Genomic DNA, 14,559 nt, shown 5'->3' with positions numbered 1-14,559 from the left:
CCCCCGCCCCGACCCCGTCCGGCTCCCCGGCCTCGTCCGCCCCGTCCGGCTCCGCCGCCGGTCCGACGCTCTCCGAGGCCGTGCTCGCCGGCGAGCTGCCCGCCGGGGACATGCTCCGCCTCGACCGGCAGATCTGCTTCTCCCTGCACGCGGCCTCGCGCGCCTTCAACGGCGTCTACCGGGTGCTCCTGAAGGACCTCGGCCTCACCTACCCGCAGTACCTGGTGATGCTGGTCCTGTGGGAGCGGGGCGAACTGCCGGTCAAGCGGCTCGGCGAGGAGCTGCGGCTCGACTCCGGCACCCTCTCGCCCCTGCTCAAGCGCCTGGAGGCGGCGGGTCTCGTCACCCGGCAGCGCAGCACCCGCGACGAGCGCTCCGTCGGCATCCGGCTCACCCCCGAGGGAGCCGCCCTGCGCGAACGGGCCCTGCGTGTCCCGCGCCGGATAGCCGGGGCCACCGGCTTCGGACTGGAGGAACTGCGGGACCTGCGCGGCACCCTGGACCGCCTGATCGACGCGCTCGACCGGGTCGATCTGACCGGCCGCGACGAGGACGAGGCCGGGGCGGAGGCCGGGGAACCAGCCGGGGAGAGCGGCACCGGCGAGAACGGCACCGCGGCTCGGACCGCCGAAGGCCGGGGCTGCGGCTGAGGCGGTCCGGGGCCACCGTCGCGCGCGTCCGGGACCAGGGCCGGGTGCCGCGACGGCGACTGCCGGGCGCCCCGAAGGCCACGGCCGCGCGCCCCCGGGGCCACCCCGCACCAGGCCTGTCCGGCGGGCCGCGAACGGCGCCGGAGCCGCCCCGTCTGGCACACTTCCCGGCGGAACGGTTGCCGGAGACGGCGGCACGCACAGCACAGCAGACGGACAGGCGGACGCAGAGCATGACCTGGCTGATCACCGGCGGGGCCGGTTACATCGGAGCGCACGTGGTGCGCGCCATGACCGCGGCGGGCGAGCAGGCCGTCGTCTACGACGACCTCTCCACCGGCCTCGCCGACCGCCTCCCCGCCGAGGTGCCCCTCGTCGAGGGCTCGGTCCTCGACCACGACCTCCTGGAGCGCACCCTCGCCCGGCACCGGATCACCGGCGTGGTGCACCTGGCCGCGAGCAAGCAGGTCGGCGAGTCGGTGAAGCTGCCGCTGCACTACTACCGCACCAATGTCGAGGGCCTGCGCACGGTGCTCCAGGCCGTGACCGCGGCCGGTGTCCCCTCCTTCGTCTTCTCCTCCTCCGCCGCCGTCTACGGCATGCCGGACACCGGGGCCTCCGGTCTGGTCACCGAGGACACCCCCTGCCTGCCGATGTCCCCGTACGGCGAGACCAAGCTCGCCGGTGAGTGGCTGGTGCGGGCGACCGGCCGGGCCCATGGGCTGGCCACCGCGAACCTGCGCTACTTCAACGTCGCGGGAGCCGCCGCCCCGGAGCTGGCGGACACCGGCGTCTTCAACCTGATCCCGATGGTCTTCGAGAAGCTCACCGAGGGCACCGCCCCCCGCATCTTCGGCGACGACTACGCCACCCCGGACGGCACCTGCGTACGGGACTACATCCACGTCAGCGACCTGGCCGAGGCCCATGTGGCCGCCGCCCGGCGGCTCACCGCGAGCGCGCCCGGCTCCGACCTCACCCTCAACATCGGCCGCGGCGAAGGTGTTTCGGTGCGCGCCATGACCGAGCTGATCGGCGAGGTCACCGGCCACCGGCTCGCCCCCGAGGTCGCGCCCCGCCGCCCCGGCGACCCGGCCTCGGTGGTCGCCGCCGCCGACCGGGTCCACGCCGAGCTGGGCTGGAAGGCCCGCCACGACGTCCGGGACATGGTCACCTCCGCCTGGGCGGGCTGGCTGCACCGCCACCCGTAGGCGGCAGGGCCCCCGGCCCCGGCATGACGGCCCCGGTCCAGGCATGACGAGCCCCGGCGCAGGCGTGACGGTCCCGGCGCAGGCGGCACCGGCCCCGGGCTGGGGCGGCACGGCCCGCTCGGCGCGGACCGCGCCGGACGCCCGCGCTCAGGCCCCGGTGGCCCCGTCGAGGCACTCCCTGATCAGATCGGCGTGGCCGTTGTGCCGGGCGTACTCCTCGATCAGATGGACCAGGATCCAGCGCAGCGAGACTCCCTCCTCTCCGAGGTACGCGGACTCGGGCGCGGGCGGTATGCCGGTGTCCTCCAGGAGGGCGGCGGCGGTGATCTCGCGGCTCCGGGCCACCTCGGCGCGCCAGGCGGCCAGCGCCTCCTCGATGCCCCGGTCCGGGCTCAGCGTGAAGGCGTCCGGGCCGCCCTCCTCGTACACCGGCGGCACCCGCAGACCGGCGAACACCCGCTGGAACCAGTTGCGTTCGATCTCGGCGAGGTGCTGGACAAGGCCGAGGAGCGTCATCGAGGAGGGCGGCACCGGGGCGAGCCGCAGCTGGGCGTCGTCCAGGCCCGCGCACTTGAGTTCCAGCGTGGCCCGGTGGAAGTCCAGCCAGCTCTCCAGGGTGGCGCGTTCACCGGCCCGGGGCGGCGGGACGGCGCGCCCGTCCGGGGTCGTACCCGTACTCATGTCCTGTACCTTTCACTCTTCCTTGCACGCCAGTACGTAGGCGTGCGGGGTCCGTTCCGTCTCCTCCGGGGCGCGCACCAGGCTGGCGCGGACCGTGAATCCGGTACGGGTCAGCTGCTCGGTGAGGTCCTCGGGCGCGAGGCGGTGGAAGTCGAGCGAGACCGGGTGGCCGAAGGCCTCGGCGAAGTGGAGCGGCTCCTCCTGGCCTGTCTGGAAGGCGAGTTGGAGGTACCCGCCCGGGGCGAGCACCCGGTGGAACTCGGCGAGGACGCCCGGTCGGTGCTCCGGCGGGATGTGGATGAGGGAGTACCAGGCGACGAGCCCGCCGAGACAGGCGTCCGGCAGGTCGAGCGCGGTCATCGTGCCCTCGGTGAAGCGGAGTCCGGGGTAGCTCCGCGAGGCCAGGGCGACCATCCCCGGGGCCAGGTCCACACCGGAGATGTCGAGGCCGAGCCCGTGCAGATAGGAGGTGACGTACCCGGGGCCACTGCCCACCTCGACCACCCTGGCGCCCCCGCGCGCCCGTATCCGCTCCGCGAAGGCGGTGAGCATCGCCCGCCCGTACGGCTCGGTCCCGAACTCCTCCAGGGCGTAGTCCAGATAGGGCTCCGCGATGGCGCTGTAGGAGGTGCGGGTGGCCGTCAGATACAGCGGTTCAGGGGTCGGTGTCGCAGCGGGGTCGGCAGTCGGCGTCATGCGAGGAAACGTACGCGAGGCCACTGACATCGCCCCCCCGTACGAGTGACGACGCCGGTGCCGCGCGGCCCCCGGACGCTCAGACGGCGCCGAGCCGCCCGCCCTTGACGCCCGCGAGAAACGAGGAGAAGGCGTCGGCGCGGAGGCCTAGGACGGGGCCGGTGGGGGCCTTGGAGTCACGGACGGCGATGACGGGGAAGGGCGACTGACGAAGGTCGGCGACCTCAACACAGTTGTCCTCACCGGCGCTGTACGAGGACGTGAACCAGCGAGGAGAATCGGCAGCCATCAAGAACCCCTTTCCCTAGGCATCGGCCCCACTACACCCCAACTAAGGGATAACGACGGGGCCGTTGTACAGCTCAGACGGTACCCAGCTGCCCAGCCTTGACGCCCGCCACGAACAACGAGAACGCGCCAATGCGAAGACCCAGAACAGGACCGCTGAGGTTCTTGGAATCACGGACAGCGATAGCGGGGAAGGACGACCGGCGAAGGTCAGCCACCTCAACACAGTTGCCCTCACCACCGCTGTAGGAGGACTTGAACCAGCGAGGAGAATCGGCAGCCATCGAGAAACCCTTCCCTTGACAGCGGCCCCGCCACACCCCAGCTAAGGGATAACGACGGGGCCGTTGTAACGCTCGGACGATCAGACGGTACCCAGCTGACCCGCCTTGATCCCCGCCACGAACGACGAGAACGCGTCAACGCGAAGACCCAGAATGGGGCCGGTGGGGGCCTTGGAGTCACGGATGGGGACCATGCCATGCGAAGCAACGAGATTGGCGGCGATCTCGACGCACTGGCCTGCCTCGCCGCCGCTGTACGACGACTTCCGCCAGTCGGCACTGGGGAGATCGGTCGCCCTCAGGCTTCTGTTGTTGGCCACTTCGGCTTTCCTTCCAGGTACTCGGTGATGAGGTCCCGTGACTCGTCCACGGGAAGCGCAGTGTCGGCAGCTGCTGTGAACACCCGCTCCATGAAGCCGATTTCAGCGGGATCTTCACTGTGGGTGCCGCCCATGGGGTTGTCGACGCTGACCACCGACACCCAAGGATGCTTAAAGGTCAGGATCGTTGTCGCTCCGTTTGATCCATACGTCGGGTGGGCGGTGAGCGGGAGAATCTGCAATCTCACGTTGGGACGCTCGGATACGTCCAACAGCTTCCGCAACTGATCCTTCATGACGCCGGGTCCGGCCTCGAAGGTGGCGTGGAACGCCGACTCGGGCACAAGCGCATGGAACTCGACCGGGTTGTCCCTGCGAGTGAGCACTTCCTGACGCGCCAGACGGATCGAGACCAGGATCTCTGCCTGCTCTGGACTAATCGCTGCGGGCGAGCCTCCGATGATCTCCCGCACGTAACTTGGAGTTTGGAGCAGCCCGGGGATCACGACGGGATGGTACATACGGATCTTGCTAGCTCGTGATTCGAGCTGCACGAAGTCGATCAGGGCTTCAGGCACCCGGCTGTCGTACGCCTTCCACCACCCGTGCGCCCCACCCGCCGGCTCCTCCGCCACACTGGCGACTTCCTCCACACCCTCGGGGTCCTCGACGCCGAGCTTGGCGGTGAAGGTGCGCACGTCGTCACCCGAGATGTGGTACAGCCCGCGCTCAATGCGGCTGAGCTTGGTGGTGTCCCAGCCCGGCATCAGCTTGGCGGCCTCGCCCGACTTCAACTCGCCGCGCCAGCGACGGATCTGAGCACCGACGCGACGCCGCATGATGGTCGGCGTCGCACGTTCCTGAGGCGACGACGCGCGGTTCTCGGTCATGGACGCAGTGTTGCACGTGCCTGACGCGCCCGACGATGGGGATGCCTGTTCGACTTCTTGCTAACTCGGCCATCCTTGTTGCAACCCAACCGCCAAAAGGAGCATGCTGAGTGCGGCAGAACATGTGACTGCGCATCAAGTCACACCTATGTCTTCACCCTGTGTGACGCATGCCTGCTGAAGAGCGGCCGAAGTCTCTCCCGCGGGAGGACGACCGCGAGACCGCTCCCCATCCCTGCGCACCGCCGTCGCCTGATCCCGAGGGGTTGAGCCATGCCCGAAAGTGCCGTACCAGCTGCAACATCCGCCGCCGTCAAGGCGGTCTCCCACCAGTACCCCCGCCACCGCCGCAACGTCGCCCGCGCCCGCGACGCCCTGCGCCAGCAGCTCGCCCTGTGGCAGGTGGACGGCGAAGTCACCGACACCGCCGTGCTGTTGCTCTCCGAGCTGGCCACCAACGCCCTCTGCGCCAAGACCCGCCCCGGGCACGAGATCCTGGTCCGCTTCGAGTTGAACGGGACCGAGCTGCGCCTCGAAGTCTCCGACGCAAGCGACGAGAAGCCCACGATGAGGGAGGCCGGACCAGAAGACGAGTCCGGCCGGGGCCTCGCCCTCGTGACCGCGCTCGCCGACTCCTGGGGCGTCGCACCCCGCCTCGGAGTCGGCAAGACCGTATGGGCGCGCCTGCTGGTGAAGAAGGCGGCAACCGCGTGACGCTGCTGTACGAAGCTCCCTTACGAGACCGGGTCCGCGGCACCTACAGCGCCCGCCTCACCGCCCACACGCCCGGCGGCTCCTGGATACCGCTCGGTGAGCACCGCACCAACTCCCCTCGCTCGGCGCTGCGTTGGCTGCACGCCCGCGCGCAGCACGTCGCGGACCAGCTTCCCCCTCCCTGCGCCCGCCCCGTACGCGCCTGGGCGATCGACCCGGACGAACACAGCTGGGCCCTGGACTGCGTGGCCCTCGGGGAGCCCTACGTCTTCTGCGCCAGAGATGAGGACGGCACCCGCTACGTCTTCCTCACCCAGACCACCGCGCCTCAACTGCCGGGGCCCGTACGGAGGTTGCCCATCGCGGCCACCACCTGGGGAAGAGGCCTGCTCCGCCTCCGTACCGCCCCGGGCCTCACCGGGTCGGAGCCCGAGGGGTTCTGAGGGGGACGGGACTCCTGCCGCCCGGTGCGGCACGGGAAGGGGGCGCCCCGCACCGGCTGGTGCGGGGCGCCCCCTTCCCGTGGCAACCGCCCGAGGACGGGCGGCCGTCGGCTAGCTGTGGGTCCGCAGCAGGGTGCGCATCGTCCGCATCGCCACCGAGAGGTTGGCCAGGTCGAAGGCGTCCGAGCTCTGGATCTCGTCCAGGGTGGTGCGGGCGCGGCCGAGGATGGCGGCGTTCTTCTCCTCCCAGTCCTTGAAGCGCTGCTCGGGGCTGGAGCCGCCGTTGCCCACGGCGAGCACGTCGGCGGTGAGCGCCGCGTGCGCCGCGTAGAGGTCCTCGCGGATGGAGGCGCGGGCCATGGACTGCCAGCGGTCCGTGCGGGGCAGCTCGATGATGCGGTCCATGAGCTGGCTGATCCGCAGCCGGTCCCCGAGGTCGTAGTAGACCTCCGCGACCGCCAGCGGTTCCTTGCCCATCCGGTCGGCGATGGCGACGATGTCCAGCGTCGGGAAGGCCGCGGAGAATCCGGCCACCCGCTGGGCGAGTTCGTCGGGGACGCCGACCTCGGTGAGCTCCTCGCGGATGCGCTGGTACCACTCCTGGTCCGCGCCGCGCAGCAGCTTGGGCAGCTCGACCCAGACCGCGGCGACGCCCTCGGCGAAGAAGTCCACGGTCTCCTGGAGCTGGAGCGGCTGCGGCCGGTTGTTGAGCAGCCAGCGGGTGCCGCGCTCCACCAGGCGCCGCGAGTGCAGCCGGATCCGGGTGAGGACATCGGCGTCCACGATGTTGTCGAGTCCCTCGACGGCGTCCCAGACCTCGGACATCCCGAAGATGGTGCGCGCCGCCAGCTGCGCCCGGACGATCTCCTCCAGGGAGGCGCCGGACTCCTCGCGCAGCCGGTGCAGGAAGGTCGAACCGCCGGTGTTGACCGTGTCGTTGACGAGGACCGTGGTGACGATCTCGCGATGCAGGGCGTGCCCGTCGATCTGCTCCGGGAAGCGCTCGCGCAGCGCCGCCGGGAAGTAGGCGAGCAGCAGTCCGCGCAGATACGGGTCGTCCGGCAGCGTGGTGCGGATCAGCTCGTCCGCCGCGGTGATCTTGGTGTAGGCGAGGAGCACGCTCAGCTCGGGCTGGCTCAGCCCGCGCCCGCCCGCGAGGCGTTCCTTGATCTGCCGGTCGGTGGGCAGGAACTCCAGGCCGCGGTCGAGGTGCCCGTCCCGCTCCAGGCGGCGCATGAAGCGCTGGTGGGCGTGGAGCAGCGAGGGCGACTGGGCCTCGGCGTTGGCCAGGGCGGTGTTCTGCGCGTAGTTGTTGCGCAGCACCAGCCTGCCGACCTCGTCGGTCATCTCGGCGAGCAGCTTGTTGCGCTGCTTGACGGTCATGTCGCCTTCACCGACGACCGCGTTGAGCAGGATCTTGATGTTCACCTCGTGGTCGGAGGTGTCCACCCCGGCGCTGTTGTCGATGGCGTCGGTGTTGATCCGGCCGCCGCCGAGGGCGAACTCGATCCGGCCGAGCTGGGTCAGGCCCAGGTTGCCGCCCTCGCCGACGACCTTGGCGCGCAGGTCGGCGCCGTCCACCCGGATGGCGTCGTTGGCCTTGTCGCCGACGTCGGCGTTCGACTCCTGCGAGGACTTCACATACGTACCGATGCCGCCGTTCCACAGCAGGTCGACCGGGGCCTGGAGGATGGCCCGCATCAGGTCGGCCGGGGTCATCTTGGCGACGCCCTTCTCGATGCCGAGGGCCTCCCGCACATGCGAGTTGAGCTGGATCGCCTTGGCGGAGCGGGGGAAGATCCCGCCGCCCGCGGAGAGCAGCTCGGTGTTGTAGTCCGCCCAGGAGCTGCGCGGCAGTTCGAACAGGCGGCGCCGCTCGGCGTAGGAGACGGCCGCGTCCGGCTTCGGGTCGATGAAGATGTGCCGGTGGTCGAAGGCGGCGACCAGGCGGATGTGCTCGGAGAGCAGCATGCCGTTGCCGAAGACGTCGCCGCTCATGTCGCCGACGCCGACCGCGGTGAAGTCCTCGGTCTGGCTGTCGTGGCCCAGTTCGCGGAAGTGCCGCTTGACCGACTCCCAGGCGCCGCGGGCGGTGATGCCCATGCCCTTGTGGTCGTAGCCCGCGCTGCCGCCGGAGGCGAAGGCGTCGCCGAGCCAGAAGTCGTAGCTCTCGGCGACCTCGTTGGCGATGTCGGAGAAGGTGGCGGTGCCCTTGTCCGCGGCGACCACCAGATAGGTGTCGTCCTCGTCGTGGCGCACCACGTCCGCGGGCGGTACGACCTCGCCCGCGACCAGGTTGTCGGTGATGTCGAGCAGCGCCGAGATGAAGGTGCGGTAGCAGGCGATGCCCTCGGCGAGCCAGGCGTCCCGGTCCTCGGAGGGGTCCGGCAGCTGCTTGGCGACGAAGCCGCCCTTGGCGCCGACCGGCACGATGACGGTGTTCTTCACCATCTGCGCCTTGACCAGGCCGAGGATCTCGGTACGGAAGTCCTCACGCCGGTCGGACCAGCGCAGGCCGCCGCGCGCGACCTTGCCGAAGCGCAGGTGGACGCCCTCGACCCGCGGGGAGTACACCCAGATCTCGTAGGCGGGCCGCGGCGCGGGCAGGTCCGGGATGGCCTGCGGGTCGAACTTCATGGAGACGTAGTCGTGCGGGCTGCCGCCCTCGGTCTCCTGGAAGAAGTTGGTGCGCAGCGTCGCCTTGATGACGGTCAGGAAGGAGCGCAGGATGCGGTCCTCGTCCAGGCTGGCGACCTGGTCGAGGGCGCCGTCGAGCTCCTCCAGGAGGCCGTCGGTCAGCTCGGTGCCGGCCCGCTGGTGGTCGGGCGACATGCGCGCCTCGAAGAGGGAGACCAGCAGCCGGGTGGTGTGGACGTTGTTCTGGAGGGTGTCCTCCATATAGTCCTGGCTGAAGGTGGAACCGGCCTGCCGCAGGTACTTGGCGTAGGCGCGCAGCACCACCGCCTGCCGCCAGCTCAGACCGGCGCGCAGGACCAGGGAGTTGAAGCCGTCGTTCTCGGCGTGCCCCTTCCAGGTCGCCTCGAAGGCCTCCTGGAAGCGGTCCCGGCCGTCGTCGCCGAGGTAGTCGCCGCCAGGGCCGGGCGCCTTCGGCATCCGCAGGCCGAAGTCGTAGATCCAGGCGTTGGGCCGGTCCGCGCAGCGCAGCTCGTAGGGGCGCTCGTCGGTGACCTCCACGCCGAGGCGCTGGAGCACCGGCAGCACCGCGGACAGCGAGACCTGGCCGCCCGCCCGGTAGATCTTGAAGCGGCGCTCGCCGGGCTGGGCGCCGACCGGCTCGTACAGCGAGAGGGCGAAGTCCTTGGCGCCGCTCTGGATCGCCTCCAAGTGCACCAGGTCGGCGACGCCGGAGCGCGGCGAGTGGTCGGCCTTGTAGCCCTCGGGGAAGGCACTGGCGTAGCGGCGGGCGAGCTCCGCGCCGCGCTCCTCGCCCAGTTCGGCGTAGAGGGCCTCGGTGAAGGCGTCCTGCCAGGAGCGGGCGGCCTCGACGAGGCGGGCCTCGATACGGTCCTTGTCGGCGTCGCTGAGCTGCGGCAGCTCCGTCCCGGTGGGCACCCGGATGACGAAGTGCAGCCGGGAGAGCACCGATTCGGTGTTCCAGGCGGTGAAGTCGACGCTGGTGCCGCCGAGTTCCTCCTTGAGGATGTCGATGATGCGCAGCCGTACGCCGGTGGTGTAGCGGTCGCGCGGCAGGTAGACCAGGGCCGAGTAGTAGCGCCCGTACTCGTCCTTGCGCAGGTAGAGCCGCAGGCGGCGGCGCTCCTGGAGGTAGAGGACGCTGGTGACGATGGCGCGCAGCTCGTCCGGCGGGGTCTGGAACAGCTCGTCGCGCGGGTAGGTCTCCAGGATCTGCAGCAGGTCGCGGCCGTCGTGGCTGTTGGGCGAGAACCCGGCGCCGCGCAGCACCTCCTCGACCTTGCGGCGGATCACCGGCACCCGGCGCACCGACTCGGTGTAGGCGGCCGAGGAGAAGAGTCCGAGGAAGCGCCGCTCGCCGACGACATTGCCCTCGGCGTCGAACTTCTTCACGCCCACGTAGTCCAGGTACGAGGGCCGGTGCACGGTGGAGCGGCTGTTCGCCTTGGTCAGCACGAGCAGCTTGTGCTCGCGGGCCTTGGCCCGGGCGTCGGCGGGCAGGCGGCTGAAGGACGGGCTGACCGGGTGCTCCTCGCCGCTGTGGTGCGGGTCGGCGCGCAGGATGCCGAGGCCGGTGCCGGGGACGGCGGCGAGGGAGTCGTCGCCGCGCAGCTCGTACTCGCGGTAGCCGAGGAAGGTGAAGTGGTCGGCGGCGAGCCAGCGCAGGAGTTCGCGGGCCTCCTCGACCTCCTGGGCGGGCAGGTCGTCGGCGGTGGGCTCGCCGGGCAGGTCCTCGGCGATGCGCAGCGCGGCCTCGCGCATCTTCTCCCAGTCCTCGACGGCCTCCCGGGCGTCGGAGAGCACCCGCAGCAGGTCGGCGGTGATCTGCTTGAGGTCGGAGCGGTCGGTCTCGCGGTCCGTCTCGACGTGGATCCAGGACTCGATGAGCGCGTCGTGCGGCAGGGTGCCCCGGTCGCCGGCGGTGGCGGAGGTCAGCACCTCAAGGAGGCGGCCCGTGACGTCGCGGCGGACCACGACCTGCGGGTGGATGACGACGTGGATGCCGCGGTGCTGGCGGGTCAGCTCGTTGGTGACGGAGTCCACGAGGAAGGGCATGTCGTCGGTGACGACCTCGACGACGCTGTGGCTGCAGGTCCAGCCGTTCTCTTCCACGGTCGGGGTGTGCACCCGGACGTTCGCGGTGCCCTGGGGGCGATTCTCGGCCAGCCTGAGGTGCGAGAAGGCGGCGCCGAAGACGTCGTCCGGGTCGCGGCCGACGAAGTCCTCGGCCGCGGTGTGCAGGTAGTAGCGCTGGAGGAACGCGAGTACGGCGGCCTGGTCGGATTTCGCGCCCTGCGCCTCGGTCGGGAGGATCCCCCCGACCGGGCTGTTCTCAGCTACGCGCGCGGCCCTTTCGAGCAGCTCGGCCTTGGCTTCGTCCAGCTTGGTCTGCATTGTCCTCTGACTCCTGTCGCGCGCCATTGCGAGACGTAGAAGGAAATAGTGCGGCACGCGCGGATCGACGCCATGGCGCGGGGTCTCCGCTCGGGGTGGACGTCCTGCCGCGCGCTGCGAGGTGCGGGGGGCTCCCGGCCGTTCGCACGGCGCGGTTCCCGCGGGGATCGGCGAACGCCCGGCGGCGGGAATCCTCCACGCGTACCGGGTGCGGCGCAGGGGCGACGGTGCCCCTGCGGGATATCGCACTGATCACGGCCCCAAGGCTATCGTCCTTACCCGGCCCGCCGTCATGAGCCGCTTCTGTACAAAACCCGGAGCGCAATTTTGACGGACTGCACAGAAACCCTCCTTGTCCACCCGTACCGTCCCCCCGTCCACCCGTGGCCTTGTCCGCCCGCTCCCGTACACCGCCCCGAAGCGCCCGGGAGCGGATACGGCCGCCCGGGGGACGCGCCCCTGCGGCGGGGTCTCCGCTCAGGCGACGAGGGGGCGCGCCCCGGCGCCGGTCGCGTGCTCAGGCGGCCATCCGGCGGGCCTCGGCCACCGCCTCGGCGAGGCTGTCCACCACCGGGGCGCCGGTCTCCGCCAGGCTGGCCCTGCCGTGCGAGCCGCCGGTGTAGAGCACCGCCCGCACCCCGGCGTGCGCCGCGGCGAGAGCGTCGTCGGCGGCGTCACCGATGACCACGGTGCGCTCCGGTGCTATGCCGCCGCCGAGCGCGGCCAGATGGCGGACCATGTGCTCCGCCTTGCTGCCGCCGGAGGGGCCGGTGCGGCCCTGGACGCGGACGAAGTGCGAGGCGATGCCGAAGCCGCGTACCAGCGGCACCAGTTCGTCGTGCCCGTACATGCTGAGGATCGACTGGCTGTGGCCCGCCGCGGACCACTCGCCGAGCAGCTCCTCCACCCCTTCGGCGAGGGCGCAGGCCGCCCGCCGGTCGGTGTAGTGCCGGTGGAAGACCCCGTCCATGCTCTGCCACTCGGCCTCGGTGGGCAGCCGGCCCATGACCCGCTCGTAGAAACGGGGGATGGGCACGCAGTACAGCTCGCGGTACTGCGCGACGGTCACCGGGTCTATCCCGGCCGAGGCGAAGGCCGCGTTGGTCGCGCCCACCACGGCCTCGATGTCGTGGAACAAGGTGCCGTTCCAGTCCCAGACGATGTGCCCTGTCTTTGCCTGCTTCATCCCCATGCCCCGCAACCTACCCGGGCCCACCGACAACGCCCCGCCCGCCGTCCGTGGCCTCGCTCACGGCGGGCCGGGAGGCGGCGGGCCCGGCCGGTCGGATGCGGCGGGCCCGGCCGGTCAGATCAGGTTCGGGATCTCCTGCGTGGCGTACCAGAGGAGTTCGTGGTCCTCGGCGCCGTCCACGGTGAACTGCGCGTCGTCGTCGCCCACGTCCGCCGCCCCGACAGCGTCCGCGGCGGCCCGTACGTCGGCCTCCGCCTCCTCGGAGTCGACGTGCACGGCGGCGGCCTTGGCCAGCGGGACCGGACGCGCCAGGCGCACCTCACCCAGCGAGGAGGGGTCGAGTCCGAGGTCCGGGTCGGCCTGCGCCTCGCCGTCCGGCACGTCGACCGCGACGACCACCCGGCGGCGGACCGCGGCCGGGTCGAGCGCGAGCTGCCGCAGCGAGGCGAGGGCGGCGCGGTTGAGGGCGGCGTACTCCAGCTCCTCGATGTCGTCGGAGAGGTACCACTCGCGCAGGCCGGGGGTCACCGCGTACGCGGTCAGCGGGCCCGGTCCGAGTTCTCCGGCCTTGGCCGCCTCGGCGAGGCCGGAGAGGGTCAGGGGGACATAGACACGCATGACTGGCCGCTTTCTGCTCGTGTTTCCGCTGCTGTTCGTGGCGGTGTTCGTGCCGGTGACGCCCCTCGGGATCCGCCGGGCGCTCCGGACACCGCCGGTACGCATCGGCCGGTGACGCGCCTCGGCGCCGCCTCCCGGACGGACACCCCGCCCGGCGACGGCTCCCAGGGTACGTGCGGGAGTCCCCCTTCGGGGCGGTGTCCCCGGCCCCGGAAGCGGCTCGCGCGGACACCCGGATCCCGGTCCTCGCGGGCCCTGCCGCGCGCCGCTCATCCTGATAGGTGAATTCTCCCGGCGCCCGCGCCACGGACACGGGGTGCTCGCCACACCCCGGCGCCTCGGCCAGGATCCCGGCAAACGGCAGCGCCCGGACCCCCCGGGCCGACCGGACACGGGGCTCACCATGACCAACAGCAGCACGACGACCTTCCAGACGACCCGCGGCAGTACGACGACCGGCCGGACGAACGGCAGCGGTACGACGACCGGCCGGGCGAACGACGGCGGTACGACGACCAGCCGGACGAGCGGCAGCGGTGCGACGACCGTCCGGGCAACCGGCAGCGGTACGACGGCCGTTCACGGCATCTCGGTCCGCGACGCCACGGCCGCCGACAGCCCAGCCGCCGCCGACAGCCCGGCCGCCTCCGGCCTCGCGGCGGGGCGGAGGACCGCGGCCACGGCCACGGCCAGGATCACGGGCAGGGCCACGGCCGCAGCCACGAGCGCGCAGGGCGCCGCCCCCGCCGGCGCCGAGGCGGCCACCACTCCGCGGGCCCGCGAGGCCGACCTCCTCGCGCAGGCGGACGGCTTCGCCAAGGTGATGGCGAGGAACCGGCGGCGGCCCGGCAGCGGCACCCGGCCCCCCGGCAGGCGCGACGGCCGCCGCCCCGGTGCCGCGCTGCCCCGGCGGCAGGCCCCGGCGCCCGAGCCGCACCCCGCCGAGGCCTTCGCCGAGCGGCTGCTCGCGGTGCTCAGCGGACAGCGGCCGGTGCACTGGATGCTCCGCCACACCGCGTCCAGCGCCTACGACGAGCTGGCCTCCCTCGCCGAGCGGACGCCGCTCGGCACCTGCGGTCCGCCGCCGGTGGTGCGGGACCTCGGCTGGTGCGTCCCGCAGGAGGGCGCCATGGAGGCCTTCGCCCGGATCGCCGCCGACGGCAGGGTGCGCGCCATGGCCTACCGGCTGGAGCGGGGCCGCGATCTGCGCTGGCGCTGCACGGCCGTGGAACTGGGCGCCGTCCCCCGGCAGGGACACGGTCAGGGGCAGGGGCACGAGCACGGGCACGGGCACGGGCAGGGCCAGGGGCACGGTCAGGAGCAGGAGCGGGGGTGGCGGCACCGGTCGGGAGCCGCCGTCTGAGCGCCGACCGGCCGGGCCGCGTTCCGTACCGCGCGGGAGCGGCGGGCCCCGTACTGCGCGGGAGCGGCGGGCCCCGTACCGCGCGGGAGCGGCAGACCCCGTATCGCGAGGGAGCGGCGGACCGGTGCCCGCGAGGGAGCGGCGGGCTCCGTACCGGGTG

General features: G+C 71.9%; 14 protein-coding genes. 5 read left to right on the top strand and 9 right to left on the bottom strand.

Translation table 11 applies throughout. The annotated features are described in order from the left end of the window. Positions 1-110: 110 nt before the first annotated feature. Positions 111-650: a MarR family winged helix-turn-helix transcriptional regulator gene (locus HFV08_RS00160; RefSeq protein WP_246341433.1), complete on the top strand. Its 540-nt coding sequence runs from the start codon at positions 111-113 to the stop codon at positions 648-650. A 233-nt stretch (positions 651-883) separates the two neighbouring features. Next, positions 884-1,861 (top strand): UDP-glucose 4-epimerase GalE, encoded by a 978-nt coding sequence (galE, locus tag HFV08_RS00155; protein ID WP_168534663.1) that lies wholly within the window; start codon positions 884-886, stop codon positions 1,859-1,861. 147 nt (positions 1,862-2,008) lie between these two features. On the opposite strand, the gene HFV08_RS00150 is transcribed toward galE, so the two are convergent. The 6 genes from HFV08_RS00150 to HFV08_RS00125 all read right to left on the bottom strand — a co-directional run bounded on the left by HFV08_RS00150 (position 2,009) and on the right by HFV08_RS00125 (position 5,020). Then, the gene (locus HFV08_RS00150) at positions 2,009-2,542 is read right to left on the bottom strand and encodes a DinB family protein (RefSeq protein ID WP_078844886.1); all 534 of its coding nucleotides are present in this window, start codon (positions 2,540-2,542) and stop codon (positions 2,009-2,011) included. 12 nt (positions 2,543-2,554) lie between these two features. Beyond that, on the bottom strand, positions 2,555-3,238 hold the full coding sequence (locus tag HFV08_RS00145) for a class I SAM-dependent methyltransferase (RefSeq protein WP_210429695.1): 684 nt from the start codon (positions 3,236-3,238) through the stop codon (positions 2,555-2,557). Between the two features lie 79 nt (positions 3,239-3,317). After that, positions 3,318-3,527 carry a DUF397 domain-containing protein gene (locus tag HFV08_RS00140; RefSeq protein ID WP_168534662.1) on the bottom strand — a complete coding sequence of 70 codons (210 nt, stop codon included), beginning with the start codon at positions 3,525-3,527 and terminating at the stop codon, positions 3,318-3,320. 73 nt (positions 3,528-3,600) lie between these two features. Then, positions 3,601-3,810 (bottom strand): DUF397 domain-containing protein, encoded by a 210-nt coding sequence (locus HFV08_RS00135; RefSeq protein WP_168534661.1) that lies wholly within the window; start codon positions 3,808-3,810, stop codon positions 3,601-3,603. A gap of 80 nt (positions 3,811-3,890) precedes the next feature. Next, complete coding sequence (locus HFV08_RS00130; protein WP_312885232.1) at positions 3,891-4,130, bottom strand: DUF397 domain-containing protein; 240 nt, start codon at positions 4,128-4,130, stop codon at positions 3,891-3,893. After that, positions 4,109-5,020, bottom strand: a complete 912-nt coding sequence (locus HFV08_RS00125) for a helix-turn-helix domain-containing protein (protein ID WP_246341412.1) — start codon at positions 5,018-5,020, stop codon at positions 4,109-4,111. Before HFV08_RS00125 ends, HFV08_RS00130 begins: the two co-directional genes overlap by 22 nt. A gap of 273 nt (positions 5,021-5,293) precedes the next feature. Between HFV08_RS00125 and HFV08_RS00120 the strand changes: the two genes are divergently transcribed. Beyond that, positions 5,294-5,734, top strand: coding sequence for an ATP-binding protein (locus HFV08_RS00120; protein WP_168534660.1), 441 nt, complete (start codon positions 5,294-5,296; stop codon positions 5,732-5,734). Beyond that, the gene (locus tag HFV08_RS00115) at positions 5,731-6,177 is read left to right on the top strand and encodes a hypothetical protein (RefSeq protein WP_168534659.1); all 447 of its coding nucleotides are present in this window, start codon (positions 5,731-5,733) and stop codon (positions 6,175-6,177) included. The genes HFV08_RS00120 and HFV08_RS00115 overlap by 4 nt, the downstream gene beginning before the upstream one ends. 111 nt (positions 6,178-6,288) lie before the next feature. Here the strand turns inward: HFV08_RS00115 and HFV08_RS00110 are convergent, their stop codons facing one another. The 3 genes from HFV08_RS00110 to HFV08_RS00100 all read right to left on the bottom strand — a co-directional run bounded on the left by HFV08_RS00110 (position 6,289) and on the right by HFV08_RS00100 (position 13,036). Further along, on the bottom strand, positions 6,289-11,226 hold the full coding sequence (locus HFV08_RS00110; protein WP_168534658.1) for an NAD-glutamate dehydrogenase: 4,938 nt from the start codon (positions 11,224-11,226) through the stop codon (positions 6,289-6,291). 517 nt (positions 11,227-11,743) lie between these two features. Beyond that, the gene (locus tag HFV08_RS00105) at positions 11,744-12,418 is read right to left on the bottom strand and encodes an HAD family hydrolase (RefSeq protein ID WP_168534657.1); all 675 of its coding nucleotides are present in this window, start codon (positions 12,416-12,418) and stop codon (positions 11,744-11,746) included. 114 nt (positions 12,419-12,532) lie between these two features. Continuing rightward, positions 12,533-13,036 (bottom strand): DUF6912 family protein, encoded by a 504-nt coding sequence (locus tag HFV08_RS00100; protein ID WP_168534656.1) that lies wholly within the window; start codon positions 13,034-13,036, stop codon positions 12,533-12,535. 403 nt (positions 13,037-13,439) lie between these two features. Between HFV08_RS00100 and HFV08_RS31240 the strand changes: the two genes are divergently transcribed. Continuing rightward, positions 13,440-14,399: an Rv3235 family protein gene (locus HFV08_RS31240; protein WP_246341411.1), complete on the top strand. Its 960-nt coding sequence runs from the start codon at positions 13,440-13,442 to the stop codon at positions 14,397-14,399. Positions 14,400-14,559 lie beyond the last annotated feature (160 nt).

The organism is Streptomyces physcomitrii, assembly GCF_012273655.1.
Lineage (GTDB): Bacteria > Actinomycetota > Actinomycetes > Streptomycetales > Streptomycetaceae > Streptomyces > Streptomyces physcomitrii.
Note: the sequence above shows the minus strand (reverse complement) of the source record. Positions and strands in the feature narration are given on the sequence as shown.

Excerpts from the sequence above, each read along its gene's own strand:
- HFV08_RS00125 (WP_246341412.1), bottom strand. The coding sequence starts at position 5,020 with ATGACCGAGAACCGCGCGTCGTCGCCTCAGGAACGTGCGACGCCGACC.
- galE (WP_168534663.1), top strand. The coding sequence starts at position 884 with ATGACCTGGCTGATCACCGGCGGGGCCGGTTACATCGGAGCGCACGTG.
- HFV08_RS31240 (WP_246341411.1), top strand. The coding sequence starts at position 13,440 with ATGACCAACAGCAGCACGACGACCTTCCAGACGACCCGCGGCAGTACG.
- HFV08_RS00105 (WP_168534657.1), bottom strand. The coding sequence starts at position 12,418 with ATGGGGATGAAGCAGGCAAAGACAGGGCACATCGTCTGGGACTGGAAC.
- HFV08_RS00140 (WP_168534662.1), bottom strand. The coding sequence starts at position 3,527 with ATGGCTGCCGATTCTCCTCGCTGGTTCACGTCCTCGTACAGCGCCGGT.
- HFV08_RS00120 (WP_168534660.1), top strand. The coding sequence starts at position 5,294 with ATGCCCGAAAGTGCCGTACCAGCTGCAACATCCGCCGCCGTCAAGGCG.
- HFV08_RS00100 (WP_168534656.1), bottom strand. The coding sequence starts at position 13,036 with ATGCGTGTCTATGTCCCCCTGACCCTCTCCGGCCTCGCCGAGGCGGCC.
- HFV08_RS00110 (WP_168534658.1), bottom strand. The coding sequence starts at position 11,226 with ATGCAGACCAAGCTGGACGAAGCCAAGGCCGAGCTGCTCGAAAGGGCC.
- HFV08_RS00145 (WP_210429695.1), bottom strand. The coding sequence starts at position 3,238 with ATGACGCCGACTGCCGACCCCGCTGCGACACCGACCCCTGAACCGCTG.
- HFV08_RS00160 (WP_246341433.1), top strand. The coding sequence starts at position 111 with ATGCTCCGCCTCGACCGGCAGATCTGCTTCTCCCTGCACGCGGCCTCG.
- HFV08_RS00135 (WP_168534661.1), bottom strand. The coding sequence starts at position 3,810 with ATGGCTGCCGATTCTCCTCGCTGGTTCAAGTCCTCCTACAGCGGTGGT.
- HFV08_RS00150 (WP_078844886.1), bottom strand. The coding sequence starts at position 2,542 with ATGAGTACGGGTACGACCCCGGACGGGCGCGCCGTCCCGCCGCCCCGG.